The sequence below is a fragment of the Streptomyces griseoflavus genome, from assembly GCF_014649995.1.
GTDB classification, from domain to species: domain Bacteria; phylum Actinomycetota; class Actinomycetes; order Streptomycetales; family Streptomycetaceae; genus Streptomyces; species Streptomyces griseoflavus.
Genome location: NZ_BMUC01000025.1, coordinates 36,419 through 47,982 on the forward strand (window position 1 = coordinate 36,419; position 11,564 = coordinate 47,982).

The 11,564-nt window shown below is 76.6% G+C and carries 8 protein-coding genes; 6 read left to right on the forward strand and 2 right to left on the reverse strand.

The window, feature by feature from the left end; genetic code table 11:
- The first annotated feature begins 58 nt into the window (after window positions 1-58).
- From IE172_RS32870 to IE172_RS32895, 6 genes are read left to right on the forward strand one after another with little or no spacing between them, the layout of a single operon-like run.
- Window positions 59-913, forward strand: a complete 855-nt coding sequence (locus IE172_RS32870; protein WP_190101017.1) for a hypothetical protein — start codon at window positions 59-61, stop codon at window positions 911-913.
- A complete protein-coding gene (locus IE172_RS32875; RefSeq protein WP_190101018.1) occupies window positions 910-2,391 on the forward strand; it encodes a CocE/NonD family hydrolase in 1,482 nt (493 codons plus the stop codon). The genes IE172_RS32870 and IE172_RS32875 overlap by 4 nt, the downstream gene beginning before the upstream one ends.
- Window positions 2,388-3,767, forward strand: a complete 1,380-nt coding sequence (locus IE172_RS32880) for a YcaO-like family protein (protein ID WP_190101019.1) — start codon at window positions 2,388-2,390, stop codon at window positions 3,765-3,767. Before IE172_RS32875 ends, IE172_RS32880 begins: the two co-directional genes overlap by 4 nt.
- 8 nt (window positions 3,768-3,775) lie before the next feature.
- Complete coding sequence (locus IE172_RS32885; RefSeq protein WP_229886691.1) at window positions 3,776-4,930, forward strand: nitroreductase family protein; 1,155 nt, start codon at window positions 3,776-3,778, stop codon at window positions 4,928-4,930.
- Window positions 4,927-6,666 carry an ABC transporter ATP-binding protein/permease gene (locus IE172_RS32890; RefSeq protein WP_190101021.1) on the forward strand — a complete coding sequence of 580 codons (1,740 nt, stop codon included), beginning with the start codon at window positions 4,927-4,929 and terminating at the stop codon, window positions 6,664-6,666. The genes IE172_RS32885 and IE172_RS32890 overlap by 4 nt, the downstream gene beginning before the upstream one ends.
- Window positions 6,663-8,432: an ABC transporter ATP-binding protein gene (locus IE172_RS32895; RefSeq protein WP_190101022.1), complete on the forward strand. Its 1,770-nt coding sequence runs from the start codon at window positions 6,663-6,665 to the stop codon at window positions 8,430-8,432. The genes IE172_RS32890 and IE172_RS32895 overlap by 4 nt, the downstream gene beginning before the upstream one ends.
- A gap of 109 nt (window positions 8,433-8,541) precedes the next feature.
- Here the strand turns inward: IE172_RS32895 and IE172_RS32900 are convergent, their stop codons facing one another.
- Together IE172_RS32900 and IE172_RS32905 are read right to left on the reverse strand one after the other, a co-directional pair.
- Window positions 8,542-10,722: an alpha-galactosidase gene (locus IE172_RS32900; protein WP_190101023.1), complete on the reverse strand. Its 2,181-nt coding sequence runs from the start codon at window positions 10,720-10,722 to the stop codon at window positions 8,542-8,544.
- Complete coding sequence (locus IE172_RS32905) at window positions 10,719-11,564, reverse strand: DeoR/GlpR family DNA-binding transcription regulator (RefSeq protein WP_190101024.1); 846 nt, start codon at window positions 11,562-11,564, stop codon at window positions 10,719-10,721. The genes IE172_RS32900 and IE172_RS32905 overlap by 4 nt, the downstream gene beginning before the upstream one ends.

Consider the following 11,564-nt stretch of genomic DNA (forward strand, 5'->3'; position numbering starts at 1 on the left):
CCGATGCCTTCCGGGCGGGCCCACACCCGTCCCACCCCCCGTCGCCAGGAGGAACACCGTGTCCCGCAGCCGTCTCGCACCCGGTGTCGAGCTCGTCACCGTGCCCGGGCGAGGACTCGCCGTCCGCACCCCGGAAGGGGAGTTCCTGGGCGTCAGGCCCGGAGACGCGGACGAGGAGGCCCTGCTCTCCCTGCTCGCGGGCGGCGGCACCGCCCCGGCGGACGAGGAACTGAAGCGCGTGCTGCGGGCCTTCGAGGAAGCCGGCTACCTGACGGAGGGACCGCACCGGCCTGCGTGGCCGGCCGGCCGCCGCGACGTCCGCGTCCTCGGCGACCCGGTGCTGACCGCACCGCTCTGCGCACACCTGGCCGCCCTGGGCGCACGGCCGCGCACGACTCCGGCCGCGCCCCCGTCCGACGGATCACCGACGCGGATCGAGGACCTGCTCGACGGCGACCCCGGCGCGGTCGTGTGGTGCCTGGACGGGCCCGTGCCGGACGGACTGTGGGACGCCGCCGACCGGTTGCCCGAGCACGGCGTCGCATGGCTGCGCTGCCACCGCGAGGGCCGGCAGGCGTACGTCGAACCGGTCGCCGCCGCACCGGGGGACGTCACGTCGGCGCACGTCCGCTCCCGCCGGCTCGCCGCCACGCCCGCCCACCGCGAACTCGCCGCCTACTGGAGCGGTCCGCGTACCTCCGGCGCGCCGGCCGGGCTCTCCGTGACCGCCGCCGCGCTGCTCGCGGCGCTGCTCGCGGACGACCTCGGCCGGTGGGCCACCGACGCCCCCGCTCCGGCCGGCCTCCCGGCGCGGCGGCGCCTGCGACGGGTGGACCTGCGCACCCTGACCGTCACCGAGCACCCCGTCCTCCCGGTACCCCCCGTCGCACCGACACCGAAGAAGAGCCGATGACGGCGTTCAGCACGACGGTGGGGGAACTCGTCACCGACATCCGGCTCCCGGCCGGTGACGGACCGTTCCCGGCCGTCCTGGTGCGCACCCCCTACGACCGGACCCGGCACGCCGCCGAGGCGCGTGGCTGGGCCCGCCGCGGATTCGCCGCCGTCGTGCAGGACGTGCGGGGCCGGTTCGCGTCGCCGGGGGAGTGGCACCCGTACGCGCACGAGGCCGCCGACGGAACGGCGGCCGTCCGCTGGATCCGGCGGCAGCCGTGGAGCGACGGCCGGCTGGTGGCCGTCGGCGCCTCCTACGCGGCCCACTGCGCCCTCGTCCTCGCCCTCGACGTGCCCGGGGCCGCCCGGCCCGACGCCGTCGTCGCGGCCGTACCGGCCCTCGGCCCGGCGGAGACGGCGCGCGAGGTGTCCGGAGTGGAACGGCTGCTGTCCCGGGCCGGATGGTGGGCCGCCCACGGCGACCGGCGGGACTCCGACGAACGCGCGCTGGCCAGGGCCCTCGCCGCCGACCCCGGACTGCTCACCCACCTGCCCCTTGCCGGCCTCCCCGAACGGCTGGGCCGCAGCCTGCCCTCCTGGGCCGGCCTGTGGCGGCACCACGACCGCGGCCGCCTCGTGGCGCGAGCCGCACGGGCCGGCGTGCCCCTGCTCCTGGCCGGCGGCCACCACGACCACTTCACCGAGGACACGGTGGCTCTGTGGCGCGCCTGGGAAGGACCCTCCGCCCGGCTGCTGCTGGGCCCCTGGGGACACTCCCTCACCGCCGCCCCCGGCCCCGACGCCGGCCCCGCCCACCGGCTGAACCTCGGCGAACTGTACGCGCGCTGGGCCCGCCGCGCCCTGGCCGGCGCACTCGCCCCCGGCCGGCACGGCGCCCAGGCTCTCGGCGGAGCCGACCTGTGGCTGGCAGCGGGCACCGAGGGCGGACCGCGCCCGGCCGGCATTCGGCCCGTACGCGGTTTCGCGTTCACCGCCGACCCCCGCCGGCCCGTCCGCTCCGACGACCTGACCGTCCCCGCCGACGGCCCGCCCGACCGCTGCCTGCTGCTCACGCCGCCACTGCCGGAACCGCTCGACGTGGTCGGCCCCGTGAGCGTGCGCCTGCGGGCCACCGCCCACACCCCGTCCGCGGACTGGGCCGCCCGGCTCGTCGCGCTCACCCCGCGAGGGACCGCCGAGCGGCTGGCCGTCGGCATCGCCCGACACGCCCAACCGGTCGGCCATCAGTCCGCGTTCACCCTCGGTCTCGGCCGGATCGCCCGCCGGCTGCCGGCCGGCACCCGGCTGCGCCTGGAGATCGCCGGACACCACTTCCCGGCCCACGCCCGCAACCCCCACACCGGCGACGACCCGGTCACGGCCGACCGGCTGCTCGTCTCCCGGCGGGAGATCGCCCCGGACGGCGTGACGCTGACCCTGCCCGTCCTCCCCTCCCGCCCCACCCCCGTCGACCCGACCGAGGAGATCCTGCGATGACGACCCTGCCCCTGGAAGCCCTCGTCGACCCCCTCTGCGGCATCGTCCGCAAGGTCGAGCCCGTCGAACACCCGGCCGGCGCCCCACCCCGCTACACCGCGCTCACCGCCGAGATGGCGGACGCCCGCCGGCACGGCCTGTGGCCCGCCGACCGGGTCTCCCTGGGCACCACCTTCGGCGACCCCGGGCAGGCCCGCGTCGCCGTGATAGCCGAAGGGATCGAGCGGTACTGCGGCAACCGCGTCCCGCCACCCGGCCATCCGGACGCCCCCGTCCGCGCCACCGCCGGCGAACTGACGGGCAAGGGCCTGCGCCTGTACGGCCCCGGAGACCTGCCCGCCTACGCCGCATGGCAGTACGCCCGCGAGAAGTACCCGTACCGCCCCCTCGGACCCGACACCCCGGCCCTGTGGACGCCCGGCACCGAACGGCTGCCCGGCGGGACCACCGCCGAGGTCTGGGCGCCCGTGTCGCTCACCCACCTCAACTGGCGCCAGGGCGACCTGCGCGAACTGCCCCGCACCCACCACCTGAACTACGCCGGGATCGCCACCGGGCAGGGCCTCGACGACGCCGTCGAGCGCGGCCTGCTGGAGATCGTCGAACGCGACGCGCTGGAACTGTGGTGGCACCTGGACGGCCCGGCCCGGGGCATCGACCCGGCGAGCGTGCCCGGCCTCGCCGACGACCTGGCCGGCTGCGCACTCGACCTCCACATCGTCGAGATGCCCTCGGAGTTCGCCCCCTGCATGGCCGCGCTCGTCCACGACCCGCGCCTCGGTCTGTACGCCGCCGGGTTCGCCTGCAAGTACGACCCGGCCGAGGCCGCCCGCAAGGCCGTCCTCGAAGCCGTCCACACCTGGGTCTTCACCCAGGGCCTCACCGACGCCGATGGGTGGGTCTTCCAGGCCGTCGAAGCGGGGCTGCTGGCGCGCGGACTGTACCTGGAGCACCGGGCCGACGGCCGCTACCTCGACGCGTGCGGCGAGCAGTTCGAGCACGTGCGGGACCTGGGGGCGCACGTGCAGGTGTGGCTGGACGAACGGATGGCGGCCGAGGCCCGGCGTTTCACCGCCCCCGCCCTCGGAACCGTGTCCGTCGACGCGGTCGGGCCCGGCAGCCGGGAGCGGCTGGAGAGCGCGCTGCGCGCGGGCGGTCACCGTGTCATGACCTTCGACCTCACCACCGAGGACGTGGCAGAGACCTCACTGCGCGTCGCCCGGGTCCTCGTCTCCGGACTCCTGCCCAACGCCCCCGCCGCCTTCGGCTACTTCGGCTGCCCGCGCCTCGCCGAGGCCGCCGTCGCACGCGGATGGCGCACCACCCCGCCGAGCGCGCCGGAGGACTTCACGCTGGCGCCTCCGCCCCACATGTGAGGGCCACGGTGGACACCTTCCGCGAGGACCGCCCGGCGGACCTCGTCGCCGCTCTCGCCCGCGCCCGCTCCCCGGAGCGTCCGGGCCCCGACACGCCCCCCGGAAGCCCGGTCCGGCCCCGGCCGGGGCCGTCGCTCCCGATCCCCCAGGCCGGCCCCGCCTCCCTCGACCTGCGGGCCCTGCTCCGCCTGTCCCTGGCGGCCTCGGACGCCTCCGGGCGCCTCAGGCCCGCGCCCTCGGCGGGCGCCCTGCACCCGGTGGACGCCGAACTCCTCGTGGGCACCGGCTGCTCCCTGCCGCCCGGCCGCTACGGCTACGACCCGCTGCGCCACCGCGTCCACCACCTGGGCCCGCCCCCCGACGACACACCACCGGGCGTGACGGCCGCACTCGACGTCACCGCACGGCGCACGGTCTCCCACTACGGCCACCGGGCCTGGCCCCTGCTGCTGCTGGACACCGGGCACGCCGCGGCGGCTCTCGTCCTGGCAGCCCGAGCCCTGGGTACGGGCGAGCCCGAGGCACGGCTGGACGGACTCACCGAGAACCCCCTGGCCGTCGTGCGCGTACCACCGCCCGACGCGCGGAACCGGACCCACCGGGCGGACGGCCCCCGCGCCCCGGAACCGTCCGGGGACACACCCACCCCGGCCGAACTGCTGACCCGCCGCAGCACCCCACCGCCGCTGCCGGGCGCACCCTCCCACGACGCACTGCGGGCGGTCCTGGCCGCCGCCGAACGGGCCGCGGCCGACGCCCCGTTGCGCTGGAGCGCCGCGGTCGGCCCGCCACGGGCCGGCCTCGTGGCACCGGCACCCGACGGCACGTCCCTGCGGCGGTACGCGGCGGGGGAGGCCCGCCCGACGCTCGCCGCCTGGGCCGCGGGCCAGGCGTGGATCGCGGACGCGGGCGCCGTCCTGATCGCCCACGGCTGCCCCACGGACGCCGACGCCGCACACGTTCGCCGCGCCCACCTGCGGGCCGGCCACGCCGTCCACCTGGCCCACGTCGCCGCCCTGCGCCACGGGCTGGCGGCCCGGCCCGTCGGCTCCTGGCAGCAGGCGGACCTGGGCGCCGCCCTCGGGGCCCGGCCGGACCGCGACTGGGTCGTCCACGCCCTGGCCCTCGGCACCCGCCACGCCGACGAGGAGAACCGCACATGATCGTCCACCCCGAGCTGCGCCGCGCCGCGGGGAGCGCGCGACGCCCCCTGCTGGCGGCCACCCTCCTGCAGGGCGCCGTCACCCTCACCCACCTGGCGCAGGCCGCGCTGCTGGCGCTCGGGCTCGCCGGCCTGTCCCGCGGCGACACCGGCCGGCTCCCGTGGCTGCTGGCCGGGGTGTGCGCCGTCGTCGCCGTGCGCGCGGGACTCGCCGTGTGGCAGCGGCGCACCGCCACCCGTGCGGGGGCCCTGGTCAGGGTGGCCCTGCGGGACGAACTCCTGGTCCGTCTCGGCCGTTGCGGACCCGCGTACGTCACCACCGCACGGGCCGGAGCCGTCCGCACCACGCTCGTCGACGGGGTGGAGGGCGTCGACGCCTACGTCTCCCGCTACCTGCCCCAGCTCCTGGTCACCCTCACCGTGCCGCCCCTGGTCCTGGCCGCCCTGGCCGCGGTCGCGCCGTGGAGCCTTCCCGGCCTGGTCCCCGCGCTGCTCCTGGCCCTGGCCGGGCCGCGCGCCTGGGACCGGCTCCTCACCACCCGCGGCAAGGAACACTGGGACACCTACGAAGGGCTGGGCGCCGACTACCTGGAGGCCCTTCAGGGCATGCCCGCCCTGCGCGCCGCCGGCGCCGTCGGACGCACCCGCGCACGGCTGGAGGAGCGCTCCGCCGCGCTGCACCGGGCGACCGTGGCCAAACTGCGGGTCTCCCTGGCCGACACCGGCATCACCGACCTGGCCGTCCAGGGCGGCACCGCCGCGGCGGCCCTCCTTGCCTGCTGGTCGGCCTCGACCGGTGCCACCACGGCGACCGGCACCTACCTGACGCTGCTGCTGGCCTCCGAGTGCTTCCGGCCGGTCCGCGACCTGGCCCGCGAGTGGCACGCCGGGTACCTGGGGGCGTCGGCCGCCGACGGGCTCGCGGCCCTGCGCACGGCCGAGCCGGCGGTCCCCGACTCCGGCACGGTCCCGGCGCGCCGGCAGGACCCGCCCGAACTGCGCTTCCACGACGTCCGGTTCACCTACGACGGCGCACCGGCCCCCGCCCTCGACGGAGTCTCCTTCACCGCGCGGCCGGGACGGACGACCGCGATCGTCGGCCCGTCCGGCGCCGGCAAGTCCACGCTGCTGGCCCTGCTCCTGCGCCACCACGACCCCCAGGAGGGCCGGATCACCCTCGACGGGCGCCCCACGACCGAGTACGCGCTCGACTCGCTGCGGCAGGGGATCGCCGTCGTCTCCCAGGAGACGTACCTCTTCCACGCCACCGTCGCCGACAACCTGCGTCTGGCCCGGCCGGACGCCACCGACGACGAACTGACCAGGGCGGCGCGCGTCGCCGGTGTCCATGACGAGATCACCGCCCTCCCCGACGGCTACGCCACCGTCCTCGGCGAACGCGGCGCCACCCTCTCCGGCGGCCAGCGTCAGAGGCTCGCGCTCGCCCGGGCCCTGCTGGCCGATGCCCCGGTCCTCGTCCTCGACGAGGCCACCAGCTCCGTCGACGAACGCCGGGAGGCGGACATCGTCCGGGAGCTGACGAACGCCGCGAGCGGCCGGACGGTCCTGGTGGTCGCCCACCGGCTCGCAGCCGTCCGGCACGCCGACCGCATCGTCGTCCTCGACCACGGACGGGTGGACGCCGTCGGCGGGCACCCCGACCTGGTCGAGGCCGGCGGCGTCTACGCCCGGCTCGTCGAGGCCGGCCGCACCCCCACAGGAGAACGCGCCGCATGAGCACCGCCACCGCCACTTCCGCCGCCCCCGTCACCGGCGAAGCGGACGCACCCGCGCGAGGCGCGCTGCGCGCTCTCCTCCCCGCCCTCGCCGCACACCGCGCCATGACCGCCCGCACCGGTGCCGCCGCACTCCTCGAACAGGGCTCCCTCGTCGCGCTGCTGACGCTCGCCGCGCACACCGTGGGCACCGCCGTCATCGAGGGGCGCGCGCCGTCGGCCGGCACCGTCACCACGCTCGCCGCCCTCGTCCTGGTACGCGCCCTGATGACCTGGCGGGAGATGGACCTCTCGCACGACCTGGCCTACCGGGTGCTGGCCGCACTGCGGGTACGCGTCTTCGACGGACTCGCCCGCAGCGCGCCCGCCCGGGTCGCGGGCCGCCGCAGCGGCGACCTCGCCGCCACCGCCATGGCCGACGTGGAGGCCCTGGAGTTCTTCTACGCCCACACCACCGCCCAACTCCTCGCGGCCGGAACGGTCTTCACCGGCGGATCCGTGGTCCTCGCCACGGTCGAGCCGTGGCTGCTGGCGCCCGTGCTGCCGGTCGCGGCCCTCCTCGCCGCGGCGCCCTTCGCGGACGCCCGCGTACGCACCGCACGCGGCGGCCGCACCCGGAGGGCCGTGGCCGGGCTGTCGGCCGACACGGTGGAGACCGTCGACGGGCTGCGTGAACTCCTCGCGTTCGGGGCCCTGGCCGAACGCCGCCGGGGACTGGCGGAGCGTGGGCGGCAGGTGGGCGCGGCCCAGCGCGCCGAGGCGACCTGGGAAGCCGTCGCCGCCGCGGGCCGCGACCTCCTCATCGTGGCCGCGGTCGTCGGCGTGGTCGCCGCCGCCGCGCAGTCCGTGACCTCCGGCCGCCTGCACGGCGCGTGGGCGCCGGCGGCGATGGCCCTGTCCCTGTCCGTCCTCGGCCCGGTCGCGGAGTCGGCCCGCGCCCTCAGCCGGGCCGTGGCGCTGCGCGCCGCGGCCTCCCGCGTCGGCGCGGCCGTCAGGGCTCCGGCTCTCGCCCCGCCGCCCACCGCACCGCGCCCCCTGCCTCCCGGGCCGCTGGGTGTCCGACTGCACCGGGTCAGGTTCGACTACGGCGGCGGCACCGTGCTGGACGGCGTCGACCTCACCGTCCCCCCGGGGACGACACTCGCCCTCGTCGGCGCCTCCGGTGCCGGCAAGTCGACCTGCGCCCACCTGCTGGCCCGCTTCTGGGACCCGTCCTCCGGCGCGGTCCGGCTGCTGCCCGCCGACGGCGAGCCCGTGGACCTGCGGGACGTGGACGACGCGGAACTGCGGCGCGCGGTGGTACTGGTGGGACAGGACACGCCCCTCTTCCACGGCACCCTCGCCGAGAACCTGCGGCTCGCCGCACCCGAGGCCGACGACCGGGCGCTGGCCGAGGCGGCACGGCTGTGCGGAGTCGACCGGATCGCCCCGATGGACACCCTCGTCGGAGAGCGGGGCGCCACGCTCTCGGGGGGCCAGCGGGCCCGCGTCGCCCTGGCCCGCGCCCTGCTGGTCCGGCCGCGGGTCCTCATCATGGACGAGTCCACCGCTCACCTGGACAACACCGGCGACGCCGAACTCGCCACCGCGCTCCGGCGGGAGGCGCGCACGACGATCGTCATCGCACACCGCCCGGCCGCCATGCGCCGTGCCGACCGCATCGCCGTCCTCGAAGGGGGCCGCGTCACGGAGGAGGGAACCTGGGAGGAACTCACGAGCCGCCCCGGCGGCGCCCTCAGCCGTGTCCTCACCACCTCCCCCTCATGAGCACGGCACTTCGCCCGGGGGGCCGAACCCGGGGAGGTGCCGCGGGCGCGCACGAGCACCCGGCTCCGAGGGCCCCGGAAGCGCCGTTCACCGAGGCCGGCTCTACGCCTCAGACCCGCGGTGCGATCCGCCGGACCTCGATCAGCGCGAGGCTTTCCGGATGCAGCGTCGGCGCCTGGACGCCGAGCGCGGACAGGACGCGGCCCGGCAGTTCGACGCCCTCGGGCGTCCACCAGGGGAGCGGGCTGGTGACCGGGCCGCGGGTCGCGTCCCCCGGCGGCAGCGGCGTCACGGTGTAGCGCGCGTCCTCCGCCAGACCGGGCAGGCGCACGCGGCCCGTCGGCATCTGCACGCTCGTGGCCCTCTGCACCACCGCGTACACGGCGTGGGACCGGTCGGGGGCCACGACGCCGTGCACGAGTACGGCAGGATCGTGGGAGTCGCCGTGGACCACGGTTCCCCCGTGCAGCAGCGGCCGGAGCCGCTTGTGGACCGCGATCCACTCGGCGAGCCGGCGGCGCTCGTCGGGCGTCGCCAGGGTCAGGTCCCACTCGATGCCCAGGTGGCCGAAGAACGCGGTGCCGGCGCGGAAGTCGAGGCCGTGCGTGCGGCCCGTGGTGTGCGCGGCGGGGGCGCCGACGTGCGCGCCCATCAGCTCGGGAGGCAGCAACAGGCCCGTCCAGAGCTGGATCTGCTGCCGTTCCAGCGCGTCGATGCAGTCGCTCGTCCACACCCGGTCGCTGCGTTCGAGGATGCCCAGGTCCACCCGGGCGCCGCCGGACGAGCACGACTCGATCTCCAGCCCGGGACGGCGCCGGCGCAGCTCGTCCATCAGCGCGTACACCGCGGTGGTCTGCGCGTGCACCCCGGCCACGCCGGACGGGCCGCTGCCCGCGTCGATGAGGTCGCGGTTGTGGTCCCACTTGAGGTAGTCGACGGCGTACTCGCCCACCAGGGCGTCCAGGCGTTCGAGCACGTACGCGTACGCCTCCGGCCGGCCCAGGTCGAGCACCTGCTGGTGCCGGGCCTCCGGCGGCATGCGCCCGGCAGCGGACAGGATCCACTCCGGACGGGACCGGGCCAGATCCGAGTCGGGGTTGATCATCTCCGGCTCGACCCAGAGACCGAACTGCAGTCCGCGGGAACGGACGTGCTCGACGAGCGGATGCAGCCCGTCCGGCCAGATCTCGGGGTCCACGTACCAGTCGCCCAGGCCGGCCCGGTCGTCGCGACGGCCGCGGAACCATCCGTCGTCCAGGACGAACCGCTCGGCTCCGACCTCCGCCGCCGCGTCCGCCAGGGCGGTCAGGGTGCCGAGGTCCTGCCGGAAGTAGACCGCCTCCCAGGTGTTGAGCGTCACGGGTCGCAAAGTGGCCGGGTGGTGGGGGCGCTGCCGCAGGTACGTGTGGAAGCGTGCCGCCATGTCGTCCAGACCCCGGCCGTACGAGCCCAGCAGCCACGGGGTCGTGTACGCGGCACCGGGACCGAGGCGCATCTCGCCCGGCAGCAGCAGCTCGCCACCGCCGAGGAGGCAAACCCCGGAGTTCGTCCGCTCGGCGAAGGTGCGGTGGTTGCCGCTCCACGCGACGTGCAGGCTCCACACCTCACCGCCGCGGAAGCCGAAGCCCCGCTCGCCCACCGCGTGCAGGAGGGTGGCGTCGACTCCGGTACGTCCGCGCCGGTTCTCCCGCAGGTGTGTGCCGAGGGTGAACTCATGCCGTTGCGGGGACCGTTCACGCAGGTGGCGGCCGGTCAGGTCGAGCACCTCGGCGGCGTGGGCGGGCACCGGCAGGGCGAGCTGCAGCGCGTCCAGCGTGTAGGGGCCCTCGCCCTGGTTGGTGAGGCGCGCACGCTGGCGGACGAGACCGGAGGGAGTCAGCTCCAGTTCCCACCGCAGGCCGAGCCCGGCCTGTTCGTCCGTGGCCTCGACCGTCAGTGAGCGGGGGCCCGGGAACCGCAGTTCCCGCACGGTGAAGGAGCTGGAGAAGGCGGCGCCCTCGCGGTGGCCGGAGAGTCCCGGGGTGCCGAGCCAGCCGGCCGACTGCTCGGGCAGCACGCTCACGGGCACCGGGACGTCGGGGACGCTGGTGCCCAGCTCGGCGACGCTCGCCGTGGCGAGGGTGGCGAGGGCGGCGAGGTCGCCCCCACCGCCCGGGGTGTCCCCGCCCAGGTCTCCGAGGTCGGCTCCCCAGTGCAGTACCCGTGGGAGGCGGGGCCCCGCGCAGTCGAGGACCAGGCTGGTGCCCCCCGAACGGAGATGGAGCAGGTGGGAAGAACGGTCGATGGTCACGTGCGTGCTCCTTCGATCGGTCGGGGAGGGGCGGGAGGACGACGGGAAACCGCCCGCGGTGAGGAGCGGGACGGCTTGGCCACGATCAGTTCGCCGACGCCGTGTTCCAGCACGTCACGGCCGTGCCGGTCGATGCCCGAGTCGGTGATGAGCACGTCGGCCGCCCCCAGCGGGGCGATGCCGGCCGGGCCGGTCGTGTTCCACTTGGTGTGGTCGGCCAGCACCACGGTGCGTCGCGCCGAGCGGCACATCGCCCGGTTCGTCTCCGCCTCCTCCGGGTTCGGCGTGGTGAAGCCGCTGCGCGCGTCCATGCCGTGCACCCCCATGAACAGCACGTCGACGTGGAGCGTCCTCAGCGCGGTGACCGCTACCGGCCCCACCAGCGCGTCGGAAGGGGTGCGCACACCACCGGTGAGCACCACCGTCCGCCCCCGCCGCCGGTGGATGTGCAGGACCTGTGCCACCTGCACACTGTTGGTGACCACCGTGATGTCCGGGACGTCCACGAGGTGCCGGGCGAGCGTCCACGTGGTCGTCCCCGCGGTCAGGCCGACCGCCGAGCCCGGAGTGACGAGCCGGGCGGCCGCGGCCGCGATCGCCTCCTTGGCCGGCACCTGCCGGGACCGCTTCTCCGTGAACGCCGGCTCCGCGGTGCCGTCGTGCGCCGCAGTGACCGCGCCGCCGTGGACCTTGTCGAGCCGGCCCCGCCGCGCGAGCGTCTCCAGGTCGCGCCGGATCGTCATGTGGGACACGTCGAACCGCTCGGTCAGCGCGCTCACCCGTATCGATCCGTGCTCCCGGACGAGCTGGGCGATGTTCTCCTGCCGCTGCCTGGCGAGCAC